Below are 15617 nucleotides of genomic sequence, written 5' to 3'. Positions count from 1 at the left end.
CGTCAACTATGACTGTCCGAGGTGGGGGAAACTTCGATCGCCGGGATCACCGGTCCCGTACAGCCTGCCACTTCCCCAGGATCGCCGCCTCCTCCGCCGGGTCGAGTCCACCCTGCCGGACGGCCGCCGGGTGCGCGGCCATCCACGACGCGGTCGCCCGAACGGTATCGGCCAGCGGACGGACCGTCAGACCGGCCTCCAGTGCCGGTCGGACGTCCCGGTCCATCAGGCCGGCGGTCTCCGGCAACCGAACCCAGAGCGGCAGCGCCCGCTCCCCCGACCACTCGCGTACGTCGTGGGACAGCAGGAACTCCTGGTCGACCCAGGTGAGGGCCGGATCGGCGACGCCCAGCCCGGCGGCCACCCCGGCCAACAGCTCGGCCCGCGACATCGCCGGTGCGGTGCCGTCGTACGTGCCGCCGAGGCGGGTGCCGGCGGCGTGCAACAGCCAACGCGCCAGATCGGCGACGTCCACGAACTGCACCCGATCGGTCGGGTGCCCGGGGGCCAGCACCTCGCCACCGGCTGACAGCCGCCGCACCCAGTACGGGAAACGGTCGCTCGGATCCTCCGCGCCGACGATCAGCCCCGCCCGGCAGATGAACGAACGGTCCACGCCCACCCGCTCCCGGACCAGTTCCTCGATGCTCACCTTGCACTCGCCGTACCAGTTGTGGTCCGGGCCGACCGGACCGTCCACGTCCGCCGGGGCCGGCGGCAGGATCGGCGCGTCCGCGGCGGTCTGGCCCGGGGTGGCGTGGTCCGCGTACACCGAGATCGTCGACACGAACGACCAGTGGCCGATGTGGTCGGCGAGCGCGGCGAGCGCGTGCCGGGCGTGGCTGATCTGGCGGGTCACGTCGACCACCGCGTCGAAGCCCTCGGCGGCGAACGGGACGAGTGACTCGGGATCGTCGCGGTCGGCCGCCACGAACCGCGCCCCGGGCGGCACCGCGCCGGACACGCCACGGGCCGCGCAGGTCACCTCGTGACCCTGTTCGACGGCGAGCCGTGCCGTCGCCCGGCCGAGGAACTGGGTGCCACCGAGAATGAGGATCCGCATCCGCCGATCCTGCGCCCCCAAGCTCCTGACAATCCATCCAATCTGCCCACGGCAGACCGTGATCATGAAGCTGTCGCCATTCAGATCGGCGTGTCACTGCGACAACTTCATGATCGACGGAAGGGGTCGAAGGGGGTGGGCACTAGCGTGGGGCCCATGGGAGAGCGCAGCGTGTTGGTGACCGGGGGTTCCGGCGGGCTGGGCGGGGCGGTCGTCGCCGCGTTCGTCGAGGCGGGCTGGCGGGTGGTCGTACCGGAGCGGAAAGCCCGGCCCGGGTCGGAGCCGGCGGCGGCCGGACTGGTCCGGGTGGTCGCGGACCTTGGCGAGCCGGCGGGCGCGGCGCAGGCGGTCGAGGCCGCGGCCGGCGAACCGGCGGCGCCGCTGCGCGCCGTGGTCAACCTCGTCGGGGGGTACGCCAGCGGCGGGTTGGTGCACGAGACCCCGGTCGAGGAGTTCGAGCGGATGCTCACCGTCAACCTGCGGCCGACCTTTCTGGTCACGCAGGCCGCGCTCCCGCACCTGGTGGCGTCCGGCGGCGGCGCGGTGGTGTGCGTCTCGGCCCGCGCGGCGGTCACCCCGTTCCGCGGCGCGGCCGGTTACTCGACGGCCAAGGCTGCGGTGCTGGCCTTCGCCAACGCTGTCGCTGTGGAGTACCGGTCGCAGCACGTGCGCTGCAACACGGTGCTGCCCAGCGTCATCGACACCCCGGCGAACCGGGCCGCGCAGCCCGACGCCGACCATTCCCGCTGGGTCACCCCGGCCGAGATCGCGCCGGTGATCCGGTTCCTCGCGTCGGCCGACTCCGCCCCGACCAGTGGCGCCACAGTGCCGGTCTACGGGCGGGCCTGAGCCACCACCGGGCCGAGGTCCTCGCCGCCCGAGGCGGACGGCGGTAGCCAGGTTTCCAGGTGCGCCTGAATCTGCTCGGTCACCTCCTCGGCCGGGCGGCCCGCGTCCACAAGCACGAAGCTGGGGTACTCGGGCAGTGCCCGGTAGGCGGTGTCGGCGGCGGTCAGCCACCCCATCGTCTCGTGGTCGGTGCCGCGTTCCTCGATGCGCCGGTACGCCTCCGCCGGGTCGACGGCGAGCAGGAAGGTCACCTGCGGTGTCGGGAACAGCCGGTAGCCGGCCCGGGCGAGCCGCTCCCAGCGCTGCCCGCCGTGCGCCCTGATGCTCGCGTACTGGCAGGCCGAGTAGCGGTCCATCACCGCCGTCCGACCGGTGAGCAGACAACTGATCAGGGCGATGGCGATGGCCAGCCAGCGCAGCACCGACTCCACGGCCAGCACGCCGTCGCGACCGACGAGCCGTTGCGCGTCCGGCCGACCGAGGCGTTGGGCGAGCCGGCCGAGCCAGCGGCGGCCACTGGCGTTGCGGCGGTAGGTGGCGGGGCGTCCGGCGGCGGTCAGCGCGTCGGCCAGCCGGTGCGCCTGCGTGGTCTTGCCCGAACCGTCGATCCCGATCAGGGCGACGGTGCGCAATCGGGCCTTGCGTCGTCGCATCCCCGATGATCTGGCCACTCTCCACAGGTTATCCGACCTACGCACGTGGTCCGCGAGGTTTGTGGTGCTTCATCCCTGTTGACGCCCTACCGAGACCCCAGCAGGTGTGGACGAACGGAATGCCGGGTACCGGAGTCTGAAATCCAACCGCCGGTCCACCAACACGACGACGGAGGAACCAGATGGCTGAGCGCGGAGACGAGAGTCTGGTGCACACCCTCAAGAAGGTCGCCGCCGTGCTCAAGCAGTCCGAGATTCCGTTCGCCCTGGGCGGCAGCTTCGCGGTCTACGCCCACGGGGGCCACTCCAGCGATCACGACGTCGACTTCCTGATCCGGGAGGCCGACGTGGAAGCGGCACTGGAGGCCCTGGTGGCCGCCGGCTTCGTCGCCGAGCGTCCACCGGAGGACTGGCTGGTGAAGGTCTTCGACGACGGCCGGATGGTGGATTTGATCCACCGGCCGATCGAGACGCCGGTGACCGAGGAGACGTTCGCCGACACTGTCATCCGACCGGTGGACGCGATTCACATGCCGGTGCTGTCCGCGACCCAGCTGATGGTGCACAAACTGCTCAGCTTCTCCCAGCACTACTGCGACTTCGCCCGCGGTCTGCCGCTGGCCCGCTCGCTGCGGGAGCAGATCGACTGGGAACGGGTACGCAAGGAGACGCAGCACTCGCCGTACGCCGAGGCGTTCCTGGTGCTGCTGGACCGGCTGGAGGTGGTGCCGGACGCCGGCACCCAGCCAGGAGAGGGGACATCGTGACCCACCATCGCGACATCGACGCCGGGCCACCTGACGAGTACGTCGAGGCGGAGATCCAACGGTTGCTGGTCGAGGACCCCGCCGTCGCCGAACAGGGGATCACAGTGGTTCGACGGGAACGCGCCCTCGTGCTCCACGGCGAGGTGGAGAGTCCGCACCGGCGGGAGGAGATCCTGCGTCGGGTGTCCGAGCGCTTCCCGGACGTGCCGATCACCAGCGACATCGGGGTGATCCGCACCCAAGCGCCCACGGAGATCGAGCAACTGCCCTGAGGGAGGTTCCATGGTGATCCGGATTGCCGCTGTGGGCGACGTGCATCTGGACGAGGACGTGGTCGGCCGATTCCGGCCGGCGCTGGAGGAGCTGCCGGAGTGCGCCGATGTGCTGCTGCTGGCCGGCGACCTGACCCGGCACGGCACCGAGGCCGAGGCGCGCTGCGTGGCAGAAGAGTTCGGTGGGTTGGCCGTACCTGTGGTGACGGTGCTGGGCAACCACGACCACCAGTGCGACCAGGTGCCACAGGTGGTCAAGGTGCTGGAGGACGCGGGCATCACGGTGCTGGAGGGCAACGGCGTCGTGCTGGACTGCGCTGGTGGCCGGCTCGGCATCGCCGGCGTCAAGGGCTTCGGCGGCGGGTTCGCCGGGCGGTGCGCCAGTGACTTCGGCGAGCCGGAGATGAAGGCCTTCGTGCGGACCACCACCGACAGTGCGGACCGTCTCGGTGCGGCGCTGCGCTCACTGGACTGCGACATGCTCGTCGCGCTCACCCACTACTCGCCGGTGCCGGACACACTGGTCGGCGAGCCGTTGGAGATCTACCCCTTCCTCGGGTCGTACCAGCTGGGGCAGGCGATCGACTCGGCGCCCACGGCGCTGGCAGTGCACGGGCACGCGCACGCCGGCACCGAGCGCGGCACGACCCCCGGCGGGGTACGCGTCCGCAACGTCGCGCACCCGGTGATCAAGCAGGCGTACAGCGTCTTTCACGTTGGCGATCAACTCGACACCGATCAGGTTTCCACGCTCGGCCAGTCGGGTATTCAGAGGTCATGGAGCTGATTCTCTGGATTCTCGCAGTCGTACTCGTGGTCGCCGGCATCCTCGCGCTGTTCCGCCGGCAGATCCTGTGGGGCATCGTCCTCATCGTCGTCGGGCTGTTGGTCGGCCCGGGTGGTGTCAGCATCTTCAATTAGCGCTCACACGCTCAACACCGGGACCCGCCGGGGTCGCCGCGACCGAAGCTTCGTCCTCCCGACAGAAGCATCGGTCATGGCGATCCCGGCGCTTTTTCGTGGCTGGCCGGTCTGGTGAACCGCCCTCCCGCTCGGCGGTTTGAGCCGACCCCAGCGGGGAAATATCTCGACGATGGAGATATCTCAGGACGCGCCGGCGACCTCCGGGCGGCGAGCGTGGTGGGCCCTCGCCGGTTTCGCGGCGGCGGTCTTCGTCGCGGCCGCGATCGGCGGGCTGGGAGTGCAGGGCACCACCGAGGAGTACGCGAACCTGCGGCAGCTCGGCTGGGCCCCGCCCTCGTGGCTCTTCGGCCCGGTCTGGTCGCTGCTCTACGCACTGATCGCGGTGGCCGGCTGGCTGGTGTGGCGCCGGGTCGGCTTCTCCCCCGCCCTCTGGGCGTGGACCGCCCAACTGGTGCTCAACGCGATCTGGACCCCGCTGTTCTTCGGCGCGGGGCTGTACGGGCTGGCGTTCGCGGAGATCGTGCTGATGTGGCTGGCGATCGGCCTGACCGTGCTGCTGTTCGCCCGGGTGTCCCGGGTGGCGACGGCGCTGCTGCTGCCGTACTGGGCCTGGGTCACCTTCGCCGCCGCGTTGAACCTGTCGATCTGGCGGCTGAACGCCTGACCCGTCGGTTCCCCGACGGCGGCGACCGCCGGGGACCGTGGCCGTTGCCGGATCAGCAGCGGGGGACGTTCGGGATGTAGCCGTCGTGGCCGGTGTAGACGTACGCGTCGGCGATGAAGCGTCCGGAGCCGATCCGGTCCCAGATCGAGCTGGTTCCGTACGTGCCGGTGACAGTGGTGCCGCTGGTCTGGCAGGCGATGGTCACCCGGGTGCCGTCGGCGACGGTGCCCACCGAGGCGTACCCGGTGCCGGGGCCGGAGCGGACGGTCAGCGGCGTGCCGCTGGTGTCGACGGTGCCGTTACCGCTGCCCGAGGAGCACCCGTTGCCGCTGGTGTAGCTCTTGGTGCCCCAGTACAGCGCGAGGCTGCCGTTGAAGCGGACCTGGATGTCGGCGCCGTTGAGGCGCTGCTCGTAGTGCAGGTGTGGGCCGGTCGATCCCCCGGTGCTGCCGACCCAGCCGATCACCTTGCCGTACCCGACCGTCTGCCCGACCGAGACGTTGAAGCCGCTGAGGTGCGCGTAGTAGGTGCTGTAACCGCCCCCGTGGTTGATTCGGACGTACTTGCCGTAACTGGTACCGCCGAGGTCGGTGACGCGGTCGACGGTGCCGGGGGCGCTGGCGACCACCGGGTCGCCGGCATCGTCGGTGCGGTTGAAGTCGACCGCGTACGCCGGGCTGTGGTCCGACCGGGTCTGCCCGGACCAGGACTGCCCGCACGGGAACGGCACCCTGAAGGTCGGCGCGGCCAGCGCGGGAGTCGCCGGCGTCAGTGCTCCCCCGACCAAGAGACCCGTCACCAGCAGGCTGATCCACCGCTTTCGCATACAGCTCCTCCTATGTCGAAAACCTTCGATCCGTGGGGGCTAGCCTGACAGATATCGTCAATCTTCGAAAGAGTCCGCAGCGTGCCCCGCCACCACGCCCACCAGGCAGCCCGCAGGTTTCCGGATTGTTACTCGCTCGTGTCTGACAGGGGGTGGACCCGGCCGGATGCAAGCGCTTACATGTGTGCACGCCCAATCGGACCGGCGACGGGTCACCAGCACGACCGCGCCGGCTAGGAAGGAGGACGGCATGGCGGTCTTTACCAGACCACGCCAGGCCTTCGTGATCGCCGGTGTAATCGGGCTGGCGCTCAGCGCCACCGCCTGCGGTACCGGCGACGACAAGAAGAGCAGCAAAGCGGGCTCCGCGGAGTGCGCCGCATACGACAAGTACGAGGGCCACGACGGCAAGAAGGTCTCCATCTACGCGTCCATCCGTGACGCCGAGGCCGACCTGCTGGAGCGGTCGTGGTCGCAGTTCACCGAGTGCACCGGCATCGAGATCGACTACGAGGGCAGCGGCGAGTTCGAGGCGCAGCTCCCCGTCCGGGTCGACGGTGGCAACGCCCCCGACATCGCCTTCGTGCCGCAGCCGGGTCTGGTGAAGCGTTTCGCGGACGCCGGCAAGCTGAAGTCCCTCAGCGCCGACACCAAGGCCCTCGCCGAGCAGAACATGCCGGCCGACTGGCTGAAGTACGGCACCGTGAACGGGACGCTCTACGGCGTGCCGCTCGGCGCCAACGTGAAGTCCTTCGTCTGGTACTCGCCGAAGACGTTCAAGGAGAAGGGCTGGGAGGTTCCGACCACCTGGGACCAGCTCATCGCCCTGAGCGACAAGATCGCCGCCAGCGGCGTCAAGCCGTGGTGCGCGGGTGTCGAGTCCGGTGACGCCACCGGCTGGCCGGCCACCGACTGGATCGAGGACGTGGTCCTGCGTACGCAGGGTCCCGAGGTCTACGACCAGTGGACCACCCACGCCATCCCGTTCAACGACCCGAAGATCGTCGACGCGGTTGACCGCGCCGGCAGCATCCTCAAGAACGAGAAGTACGTCAACGGCGGCTTCGGCGGCGTCAAGAGCATCACCACCACCGCCTTCCAGGAGGCGGGCCTGCCGGTGACCACCGGCAAGTGCGCGATGCACCGACAGGCGTCGTTCTACGCCAACCAGTTCCCCGAGGGCACCAAGGTGGCCGAGGACGGCGACGCGTTCGCCTTCTACTTCCCGGCCATCGACCCGGCCAAGGGCAAGCCGGTGCTGGGCGCGGGCGAGTTCGTCGTCGGCTACGCCGACCGTCCCGAGGTCCAGGCCGTGCAGACCTACCTCGTCTCGGCGGAGTACGTGAACAGCCGCGCGAAGCTCGGCAACTGGGTCACGGCGAACAACAAGCTGGACATCGCCAACGTCGCCAGCCCGATCGACAAGCTCTCCGTCCAGATCCTCCAGGACAAGACGGGCACCTTCCGCTTCGACGGATCCGACCTGATGCCGGCCGGCGTCGGCGCGGGAACGTTCTGGAAGGGCATGATCGAGTGGCTGAACGGCAAGGCGACCGCCCCGGTGCTTCAGGGCATCGAGAGCAGCTGGCCTAAGTGATCCCGGCGGTGGCCCGGTCCGCGTTCGCGGGCCGGGCCACCGGCCGAGGTGGACCCGGAAGGGAGGGTTGATGAAGTTCGACTTCGCCGATCAGCAGCCGAAGTTCCTCATGCTGATGTACGGGCTGGTCGCCTTCGTGCTGGTGGTGGGGGGTCTGCTCCTGTTGCTCGACGTGGTGCCGGCCTGGTTCGCCCGTCGACGGGAGGCCCAGCTCGTCGCCGCCTCCGTGAGCGGGGCCCCGCTGCCCCGTCGGCCCAAGCAGCGGGAAGGGATCTTCGCGTTCTTCTTCCTGCTGCCGACGCTGCTGCTGCTCGTCATCGGACTGGTCGTGCCGGCCATCCGCACCGTGCTGCTCTCCCTGATGAACAGGACCAGCACGGAGTGGGTGGGGTTTGACAACTTCGCCTGGATGTTCTCCGACGACTCGATCGTCCGGGTCCTGATCAACACCCTGGTCTGGGTGCTCCTGGTCCCGCTGGTGGCGACCGGATTCGGCCTGATCTACGCCGTACTGGTGGACAAGGCCCGGTTCGAGTCGGTGGCCAAGTCACTGATCTTCCTGCCGATGGCCATCTCCTTCGTCGGCGCCAGCATCATCTGGAAGTTCGTCTACGCCTACCGGGGTGACGGCGACCAGATCGGTCTGCTCAACCAGATCGTGGTCAGCCTCGGCGGTGAGCCCAAGCAGTGGCTACTCGAATCACCACTCAACACGCTGCTGCTGATCGTCATCATGATCTGGATCCAGGCCGGCTTCGCCATGGTGGTGCTCTCCGCCGCGATCAAGGCGATCCCCGGCGACATCGTCGAAGCCGCCCGGCTCGACGGCGTCAGCCCGTGGCAGATGTTCTGGCAGATCACCATGCCGAGCATCCGACCGGCGCTGATCGTCGTGATGGTGACCCTCACCATCGCCACCCTCAAGGTCTTCGACATCGTCCGGACCTCGACGAACGGCAACTACGACACCAGCGTGATCGCCAACGAGATGTACAACCAGGCGTTCCGGTACAGCGAGAACGGGCGGGGTTCCGCGCTCGCGGTCTTCCTCTTCATCCTGGTCATCCCGGTCGTGATCTACCAGATCCGTAACCTCCGTCAACAGCGGGAGGGCTGAGATGACCACCGCAACGCCCACCGTCGCCGTCGGCACGCAGAAGACCGACGGCACTCCGTCCACCACTGCCGGCCGAGTCCGCAAGCGCCTCAACAGCCGCACCGCGACGCTCGTCTCGATCGTCATCGCCGTGGTCTGGACCATTCCGACCTTCGGTCTGCTCGTCTCCTCCCTCCGCCCGGAGGACGAGATCAAGACCACCGGCTGGTGGACGGCCTTCACCAACCCGCAGTTCACCTTCGAGAACTACGAGCAGGTCCTGTTCGGGCGGTCGTCGTCCTCCGGGCAGCTCGCCGGTTCCTTCATCAACTCGCTGGCGATCACCATTCCGTCGGTGCTCTTCCCGCTCGCCTTCGCGTGCCTCGCCGCGTACGCGCTCGCGTGGATCAACTTCCGCGGCCGGGACTGGGTCTACATCGCGATCTTCGCGTTGCAGATCGTGCCGCTGCAGATGGCCCTGGTGCCGCTGCTCAGGTTCTTCTCCACAGGTGTCACCCTCGGCGGCGTCACACTGATGCCCGCCTGGGACCTGGTCGACGAGCAGAAGTTCGCCCAGGTGTGGTTCGCCCACACCTGCTTCGCACTTCCATTCGCCGTCTTCCTGCTGCACAACTTCATCTCGCAACTGCCGGGGGACCTGATGGAGGCGGCCCGGGTCGACGGGGCCACCCACCCGAAGATCTTCCGCACCATCGTGCTGCCGCTGATCACCCCCGCGCTGGCGGCGTTCGGCATCTTCCAGTTCCTCTGGGTCTGGAACGACCTGCTGGTCGCGCTCATCTTCGCCGGTGGCGGGGACGAGACCGCTCCGCTCACCGTCCGGCTCGCCGAGATGGCCGGCACCCGGGGCAACGAGTGGCAGCGCCTGACCGCCGGTGCGTTCGTCAGCATCGTCGTACCGCTCATCGTGTTCCTGTCCCTGCAGCGCTTCTTCGTGCGAGGTCTGCTCGCCGGCAGCGTCAAGGGCTGACCCGCGCGCCCGCCGCCTGGCCCCTCGGGCGGCGGCGGGCGCTCCGGGCACCGAGCGGGGGAAACCGTGACGAGGATCGATGATGTGGCCCGGCTGGCCGGAGTGTCCACGGCCACCGTCTCGCGGGCGCTGCGCGGACTACCGACGGTCTCGGCCGCCACCCGGCGCCGGGTACTCGCCGCCGCCGAGCAACTCGACTACGAGGTCTCGCCGAGCGCGTCCCGGCTCGCCGGCGGCCGGACCGGCACTGTCGCCGTGGTGGTCCCCCGGATCACCCGCTGGTTCTTCAGCACCGTCGTCGAGGCGGTCGAGGAGTACCTCCACCAGTCCGGCTACGACCTGCTGCTCTACAACCTGGGCGGCCGGGAGCAGGTCCGCCAGCGGGTCCTGCGTACGGCCAACCTGCACAAGCGGGTGGACGCCATGATGCTGGTCGCCACGCCCCTGCGCCCGGCCGACCTGACCGCGCTGGCCACCCTGGAACTGCCCGGCGTCACCATCAGCTCGGGCAGCAGGGTGCCCAACTGGCCGTGCGTACGGATCGACGACGTGGCTGCCGCGCGGACCGCGACCAAGCATCTGATCGACCTCGGCCACCACCGGATCGCCCACATCTCCGGCGATCCGGACGACGAGTTGGCCTTCACCACCCACCTCGACCGACGTCGGGGTTACCAGGCGGCGCTGCGCTCCGCCGGCATACGACCCGACCCCACACTGGACATCGAGTCCACCTTCACCATCGACGGCGGCAACCGCGCCACCGCCGAGTTGCTGGCCCGCGGCGAGCCGCCGAGCGCTATCGTCGCCGCCTGCGACGAGATGGCGATGGGCGCGATTTCCGCCCTGCGTGACGTCGGGCTGCGGGTGCCGCAGGACGTCAGCGTGGTCGGCATCGACAACCACGACCTGGCCGGTGTGCTCGGGCTCAGCACCGTCGCCCAGCCCGCTGCCGAGCAGGGCCGGCTGGCCGCCCAGATGTTGCTCGACCCGCTCGGGGCCCGACCGCCGGGCCCGGTCGTCAGTCAACGGGGGGCCGGTTGGGACACTCCGGTGGTCCTGCCCACCCGGTTGGTGGTCCGGGATTCGACAGCACCGCCCCGGGCACACTGAAATTCCACACACCGCAACACGGGAGACGACCCTGAACACCGACCCGACGCAGCAGACCTCCTCAGGCCAACCGGCCACCGGCTGGTGGACCGAGGCCGCCATCTACCAGATCTACCCCCGCTCGTTCGCCGACTCTGACGGGGACGGGATCGGTGACCTGCCCGGCATCACCGCCCGCCTCGACCACCTGGTCGAGTTGGGCGTGGACGCGGTGTGGCTCTCCCCCTTCTACCCCTCGCCGCAGGCCGACGCCGGCTACGACGTGGCCGACTACCGCGACATCGACCCGCTGTTCGGCACTCTCGCCGACGCGGACAAGCTGATCGCCGAGGCCCGCTCCCGCAACCTGCGGGTGATCGTCGACCTGGTCCCGAACCACACCTCCTCGGCGCATCGCTGGTTCCAGGCCGCGCTGCCGGCCGCTCCCGGCAGCCCGGAACGGTCCCGGTACATCTTCCGGGACGGCCGCGGTCCGGCCGGCGACCAGCCGCCGAACGACTGGCAGAGCGTCTTCGGTGGTCCAGCCTGGACCCGGACTGTCGACGCCGACGGACAGCCCGGCCAGTGGTACCTGCACCTGTTCGACACCGGGCAGCCGGACCTCAACTGGGACAACCCGGAGGTGCACGCGGAGTTTCTGGACGTGCTGCGCTTCTGGTTGGACCGCGGCGTGGACGGCTTCCGGGTCGACGTGGCGCACGGCCTCATCAAGCAGGCCGACCTTGCCGACTGGCAGGAGCCGCAGGAGATCCTCTCCGGCAACGAGATCGACAAGCCCCGCCCGCCGATGTGGGACCAGGACGGCGTGCACGAGATCTACCGGCAGTGGCGACAGGTGTTGGACAGCTACCCCGGTGAGCGGGTGCTGGTCGCCGAGGCCTGGGTGGAACCGGCCGAGCGGCTGGCCCGCTACGTCCGCCCGGACGAGATGCACCAGGCGTTCAACTTCGAGTACCTGCTCGCCGCGTGGAGCGCACCGGCCCAGTACGCGGTGATCACCCGTTCGTTGGAGGCGACCGACTCGGTCGGCGCGCCGACCACCTGGGTGCTGTCCAACCACGACGTGGTGCGGCACGCCTCCCGACTCGGCCTGCCGGTCGGCACCGTACGCCCCAACGGCATCGGCATCGGCGACCCGCAGCCGGACGCCGCACTCGGTCTGCGCCGGGCCCGGGCGGCCACCCTGCTGATGCTGGCGTTGCCCGGCTCTGCGTACCTCTACCAGGGTGAGGAGCTGGGGCTGCCCGAGCACACCACACTGCCCGACGAGGCCCGGCAGGACCCGACCTGGGCACGCAGCGGGCACACCCAGCGCGGCCGGGACGGCTGCCGGGTGCCGATCCCGTGGGAGGCCGACGCGCCGTCGTACGGCTTCGGGCCGACCGACGCGAGCTGGTTGCCGCAGCCCGCGCTCTGGGCGGAGTACGCGCTGGACCGGCAGCGCGACGTGCCCGGTTCGACGTACGAGCTGTACCGCGCGGCGTTGCGGTTGCGGCGTGCCCACGGGCTGGGTCGCGGCACCCTGGAGTGGTTGTCCTCCGGCGACGAGGTGCTGAGCTTCCGCAACGGTGAGCTGACCGTGCTGACCAACTTCGGTGCCGCCCCGGTGCCGGTGCCGACCGGCACAGAGGTGCTCGCCGCCAGCGCGCCACTGGACGACGACGGCGCGGTCCCGGCCGACGTGACCGTCTGGCTGCGAGGCTGATTTCCCGCCGACCACACCCTCAAGATCGCGCTACTTTCACGATGTAGTGGCCTCGCTCCGGCGGAAGGCAACTAGAACCAGGAAGTAGCGCGATCTTGAGCGGCGCGTTGCGGGGCGGCGCGCGCGGCGGCGCGCGGGGGGTCAGAGGCGGTCGGCCCGGCTGTGCAGCAGGTCGTGCACGTTGTCGATGTCCGCCGGTGAGGTCCGCGAGGCGAGCCAGTACATGACACCGGTCGGGATGAAGAAGAGCTGGAACGCGGCCAGCCCGACGGCGAAGTTCAGCGGTGGCGGGAACGCCGCTCGCAGCGCCTGGAAGGCCACCCCGACCAGCCCGTTGCCGGCCGCGCGACCGACCCCGTTGACCAGGTTGCCCAGGCTGTAGACAGTGCCCCGGTGCTCCGGCGGGTTGACGTCGGCGATCAACGCGAACCAGTTCGGCGAGTTCGCCGACGTCAACGCGAGCGCTACGATGGCGGTGAGCAGGCTCAGCCCGACCGACGGTTCGGTGAACACACTGGCCAGTACCGCACCCACCACCGCGCCGCCGCTCGCGCCGTCCGGCACGTCGATGGTCACCGGTACGAAGAACAACACCAGGTAGAACGGCAGCGCGGCGAGGATGCCGATCGAGGCGACGAGCGCCCGCCCGCGCGGGGTACGCCGTTGCACGGCGTCACCGATCAGCCCGCCCACGATGGACAGCACCCCACCGAGCTGGAACAGCGTGGCGAAGACGCTGCCCACCACCACCGCCGTCGACGTGGAGTAGCCCTGGGCCTCGGCCCGTTCGGCGAAGAGCACCGGCAGCCAGACCAGCGAGCCGAACGCGGCCTGCGCGGTCAGACCCTGCAGGATCAGCCACCGGTTGGTCCGCCGGGCCAGGATGCGCGGCAGGTCGGCGCGGCTGATCCGGTAGTCGTACTCGGCGCCGGCGTTCAACCTGCCGGCCAGTTCCGGCTCGCTCTGGCCACGCTGGATGTCGTACGTGAACAGGTAGGCCACCGTGGCGACCAGGCCGACGCCGGTGAGCAGCAGGAACGGTCGCCGCCAGTCGGCCGCCCCGAGCAGCCCGCCGACGAGCGTGCCCGCCAGAGTGCCGACCCCCTGGGAGAGCCCCCAGAAGCTCATCACCAGCCCGCGCCGGGTCGGCGAGATCAGGTCGGTGACCACGGAGAAGCCCACCGAGCCGACCGCGCCGAGACCGACCGCCGCGACCAGTTGCGCGGCAAGGAACGTCAGGTAGCCGCCGGCGAGCGCGCTACCGCCGGTGCCCGCCGCCCAGAGCAGCGTGCCCACCATGAGCAGCGGTTTGCGGTTGGTGTGGTCCCCGACGTACGCCCAGCCGACCGCCGCGACCGCGCTGACCAGGAAGCTGGCCGCGGTGACCACGCCGAGCAGCCGCCCGGACACGTCGAACGCGTCGGAGATCGGGCCGTACAACGGGGGGACCAGCCCGATCGCCACGTTGTCCAGCGAGGCGAGCAGCACGAACACCACGACGCTGTACAACCGGTGCGCCGGCCCACCGCCCCGACCATGGGGGCGCAGGCTTGGCCCGCCACTGGTCACCGTCATGACCGGCAGCCAACCAGACCGCGTGCAGGACGTCGTCACGCGGGTGGGTGCCGGTCACCGTCCACCGGCACCCACCCGCGTCGATTCCGACGGTCAGCGCCGGTCGAGCACCAACCCGCGCGCCGCGGCGTACTGGTCGCGCACTGCGGGAACGGCCGCTGCCGCGTACTCCTCGGTGCCCTCGACCGCCCAGACCGGCGGCGTGGGACCGCCCAGGGCGACCCAGGCGGCCTGCCGGGCGGCGCCGTCGGCGACGTACTCCCCCGCCGGCGGGACGACCACCGGGCAGCCGAAGACCTGCGGCGCGATCTGACGCACCGCTGCCGACCGGGCCCCGCCGCCGATCAGGATGACCCGGCGGGCGACAGCACCCTGCGCGGTCAGCGCGTCCAGGCCGTCGGCGAGCGCGCAGAGCATGCCCTCCACGGCGGCCCGTGCCAGGTGCGCGGGGGTGGAGGTACGCAGGGTCAGGCCGTGCACAGCGCCGGTGGCGAGCGGACGGTTCGGTGTCCGCTCACCCTCCAGGTACGGCACCATGACCAGCCCGTCCGCTCCGGCTGGCGCGGAGAGCGCCAGGTCGGCCAGCTCGTCCAGGCTGACGCCGAGCATCGCGGCGGCGGCGTCCAGCACCCGGGCGGCGTTGAGCGTGGCAACCAGCGGCAGGAACCGACCGGACGCGTCGGCGAAGCCCGCCACGGCGCCGCTCTCGTCGGCTGCGGGAACGTCCGCGACGCTGAACACGGTGCCGGAGGTGCCGATCGAGACGATCACGTCACCCGGCCCGGCGCCGACGCCGAGTGCCGCAGCGGCGTTGTCCCCGGTGCCCGCGCCGAGCAGCGCGCCACCCGACCCACCCAGGTCGTCGGCAAGCTTGCCCGCCGACTCCGCCGGGCCGAGCACCTCGGGCACCACCAACTGTCGGCCGAAGCCCCGCTCCAGCAGGTCCAGTCGGTAGTCACCGGTGGCCGGCGACCAGTAGCTGGTGCCGCTGGCGTCGCCCCGGTCGGTACGCAGCGCGCCCAACCCCGGCGCGCCGGCCAGCCGCCAGGTCAGCCAGTCGTGTGGCAGGCAGACGGCGGCCACCCGGGCGGCCAGCTCCGGTTCGTGCGTCGCCAGCCACCGCAGTTTGGTCAGGGTGAAGCTGGCCACCGGGACGCTGCCGGTGGCCTCGGCCCAGAACCGACGCCCGGCCGAGCCGCCGCCGGCCTCCTCGATGAGGTCGGCGGCGGCGTCGGCGGATCGGGTGTCGTTCCACAGCAGCGCCGGGCGGACCACCCGGCCGTCCTCGTCGAGACACACCATGCCGTGCTGCTGGCCGGCGACGGAGATCGCCGCCACGTCGGCCAACCCGCCGGCCTGGTCGGCGGCGCTACGCAGCGCCTGCCACCAGGCTTCCGGGTCGACCTCCGTGCCGTCCGGGTGCGGTGCCCGGCCCTGCCGGAGCAGGGCCCCGGTCTCCGCGTCCCGGATCACCACCTTGCAGGACTGGGTGGACGAGTCAACGCCTGCGACCAACGGCATG

General features: G+C 70.5%; 15 protein-coding genes and 1 pseudogene. 11 read left to right on the top strand and 5 right to left on the bottom strand.

What is annotated here, in order from left to right:
- Nucleotides 1–46: 46 nt before the first annotated feature.
- Complete coding sequence (locus tag AB0K35_RS30700) at nucleotides 47–1063, bottom strand: NAD-dependent epimerase/dehydratase family protein (protein WP_363889833.1); 1017 nt, start codon at nucleotides 1061–1063, stop codon at nucleotides 47–49.
- A 156-nt stretch (nucleotides 1064–1219) separates the two neighbouring features.
- Between AB0K35_RS30700 and AB0K35_RS30695 the strand changes: the two genes are divergently transcribed.
- Nucleotides 1220–1912 (top strand): SDR family NAD(P)-dependent oxidoreductase, encoded by a 693-nt coding sequence (locus AB0K35_RS30695; protein WP_238670460.1) that lies wholly within the window; start codon nucleotides 1220–1222, stop codon nucleotides 1910–1912.
- Here AB0K35_RS30695 and AB0K35_RS30690 read toward each other — a convergent pair.
- On the bottom strand, nucleotides 1897–2583 hold the full coding sequence (locus AB0K35_RS30690) for a thymidylate kinase (protein WP_363889829.1): 687 nt from the start codon (nucleotides 2581–2583) through the stop codon (nucleotides 1897–1899). The two genes, AB0K35_RS30695 and AB0K35_RS30690, sit on opposite strands and share 16 nt — an antisense overlap.
- A 161-nt stretch (nucleotides 2584–2744) precedes the next feature.
- Between AB0K35_RS30690 and AB0K35_RS30685 the strand changes: the two are divergent.
- From AB0K35_RS30685 to AB0K35_RS30665, 5 genes and pseudogenes are all read left to right on the top strand, one after another.
- Nucleotides 2745–3332: pseudogene (locus AB0K35_RS30685) on the top strand (nucleotidyltransferase); the annotation flags it as partial.
- Nucleotides 3329–3604 carry a hypothetical protein gene (locus tag AB0K35_RS30680; RefSeq protein ID WP_238670463.1) on the top strand — a complete coding sequence of 92 codons (276 nt, stop codon included), beginning with the start codon at nucleotides 3329–3331 and terminating at the stop codon, nucleotides 3602–3604. The pseudogene AB0K35_RS30685 and the gene AB0K35_RS30680, both read left to right, overlap by 4 nt.
- Nucleotides 3605–3614: 10 nt before the next feature.
- Nucleotides 3615–4391 (top strand): metallophosphoesterase, encoded by a 777-nt coding sequence (locus tag AB0K35_RS30675; RefSeq protein WP_357366407.1) that lies wholly within the window; start codon nucleotides 3615–3617, stop codon nucleotides 4389–4391.
- A complete protein-coding gene (locus AB0K35_RS30670) occupies nucleotides 4382–4525 on the top strand; it encodes a GPGG-motif small membrane protein (protein WP_007464364.1) in 144 nt (47 codons plus the stop codon). The genes AB0K35_RS30675 and AB0K35_RS30670 overlap by 10 nt, the downstream gene beginning before the upstream one ends.
- Before the next feature lie 172 nt (nucleotides 4526–4697).
- Nucleotides 4698–5192: a TspO/MBR family protein gene (locus tag AB0K35_RS30665; RefSeq protein ID WP_363889826.1), complete on the top strand. Its 495-nt coding sequence runs from the start codon at nucleotides 4698–4700 to the stop codon at nucleotides 5190–5192.
- Between the two features lie 52 nt (nucleotides 5193–5244).
- Here AB0K35_RS30665 and AB0K35_RS30660 read toward each other — a convergent pair whose 3' ends face one another.
- The gene (locus tag AB0K35_RS30660) at nucleotides 5245–6018 is read right to left on the bottom strand and encodes a M23 family metallopeptidase (RefSeq protein WP_238670466.1); all 774 of its coding nucleotides are present in this window, start codon (nucleotides 6016–6018) and stop codon (nucleotides 5245–5247) included.
- A 250-nt stretch (nucleotides 6019–6268) separates the two neighbouring features.
- On the opposite strand from AB0K35_RS30660, the gene AB0K35_RS30655 reads away from it, so the two are divergent.
- From AB0K35_RS30655 to AB0K35_RS30635, 5 genes are all read left to right on the top strand, one after another.
- Nucleotides 6269–7615: an ABC transporter substrate-binding protein gene (locus tag AB0K35_RS30655; RefSeq protein WP_238670467.1), complete on the top strand. Its 1347-nt coding sequence runs from the start codon at nucleotides 6269–6271 to the stop codon at nucleotides 7613–7615.
- A gap of 70 nt (nucleotides 7616–7685) precedes the next feature.
- Nucleotides 7686–8732 carry a sugar ABC transporter permease gene (locus AB0K35_RS30650; RefSeq protein ID WP_238670468.1) on the top strand — a complete coding sequence of 349 codons (1047 nt, stop codon included), beginning with the start codon at nucleotides 7686–7688 and terminating at the stop codon, nucleotides 8730–8732.
- A 1-nt stretch (nucleotide 8733) separates the two neighbouring features.
- Entirely contained in the window at nucleotides 8734–9702 is a 969-nt protein-coding gene (locus tag AB0K35_RS30645) for a carbohydrate ABC transporter permease (protein WP_238670469.1), read from the top strand.
- A gap of 66 nt (nucleotides 9703–9768) precedes the next feature.
- A complete protein-coding gene (locus tag AB0K35_RS30640) occupies nucleotides 9769–10815 on the top strand; it encodes a LacI family DNA-binding transcriptional regulator (protein WP_238670471.1) in 1047 nt (348 codons plus the stop codon).
- Nucleotides 10816–10846: 31 nt separating this feature from the next.
- Nucleotides 10847–12520 carry a glycoside hydrolase family 13 protein gene (locus AB0K35_RS30635; RefSeq protein ID WP_238670582.1) on the top strand — a complete coding sequence of 558 codons (1674 nt, stop codon included), beginning with the start codon at nucleotides 10847–10849 and terminating at the stop codon, nucleotides 12518–12520.
- 141 nt (nucleotides 12521–12661) lie between these two features.
- Here AB0K35_RS30635 and AB0K35_RS30630 read toward each other — a convergent pair whose 3' ends face one another.
- Entirely contained in the window at nucleotides 12662–14095 is a 1434-nt protein-coding gene (locus AB0K35_RS30630) for an MFS transporter (protein WP_363889820.1), read from the bottom strand.
- Between the two features lie 93 nt (nucleotides 14096–14188).
- Nucleotides 14189–15616: a xylulokinase gene (gene xylB / locus AB0K35_RS30625; RefSeq protein WP_238670474.1), complete on the bottom strand. Its 1428-nt coding sequence runs from the start codon at nucleotides 15614–15616 to the stop codon at nucleotides 14189–14191.
- Nucleotide 15617 lies beyond the last annotated feature (1 nt).

It is taken from the genome of Micromonospora sp. NPDC053740, assembly GCF_040677775.1.
GTDB lineage: Bacteria > Actinomycetota > Actinomycetes > Mycobacteriales > Micromonosporaceae > Micromonospora > Micromonospora alfalfae.
This window is presented reverse-complemented; position numbering and strand designations above follow the sequence as displayed.

Excerpts from the sequence above, each read along its gene's own strand:
- AB0K35_RS30700 (WP_363889833.1), bottom strand. The coding sequence starts at position 1,063 with ATGCGGATCCTCATTCTCGGTGGCACCCAGTTCCTCGGCCGGGCGACG.
- AB0K35_RS30695 (WP_238670460.1), top strand. The coding sequence starts at position 1,220 with ATGGGAGAGCGCAGCGTGTTGGTGACCGGGGGTTCCGGCGGGCTGGGC.
- AB0K35_RS30675 (WP_357366407.1), top strand. The coding sequence starts at position 3,615 with ATGGTGATCCGGATTGCCGCTGTGGGCGACGTGCATCTGGACGAGGAC.
- AB0K35_RS30670 (WP_007464364.1), top strand. The coding sequence starts at position 4,382 with ATGGAGCTGATTCTCTGGATTCTCGCAGTCGTACTCGTGGTCGCCGGC.
- AB0K35_RS30665 (WP_363889826.1), top strand. The coding sequence starts at position 4,698 with ATGGAGATATCTCAGGACGCGCCGGCGACCTCCGGGCGGCGAGCGTGG.
- AB0K35_RS30660 (WP_238670466.1), bottom strand. The coding sequence starts at position 6,018 with ATGCGAAAGCGGTGGATCAGCCTGCTGGTGACGGGTCTCTTGGTCGGG.
- AB0K35_RS30655 (WP_238670467.1), top strand. The coding sequence starts at position 6,269 with ATGGCGGTCTTTACCAGACCACGCCAGGCCTTCGTGATCGCCGGTGTA.
- AB0K35_RS30650 (WP_238670468.1), top strand. The coding sequence starts at position 7,686 with ATGAAGTTCGACTTCGCCGATCAGCAGCCGAAGTTCCTCATGCTGATG.
- AB0K35_RS30645 (WP_238670469.1), top strand. The coding sequence starts at position 8,734 with ATGACCACCGCAACGCCCACCGTCGCCGTCGGCACGCAGAAGACCGAC.
- AB0K35_RS30630 (WP_363889820.1), bottom strand. The coding sequence starts at position 14,095 with ATGACGGTGACCAGTGGCGGGCCAAGCCTGCGCCCCCATGGTCGGGGC.
- xylB (WP_238670474.1), bottom strand. The coding sequence starts at position 15,616 with ATGCCGTTGGTCGCAGGCGTTGACTCGTCCACCCAGTCCTGCAAGGTG.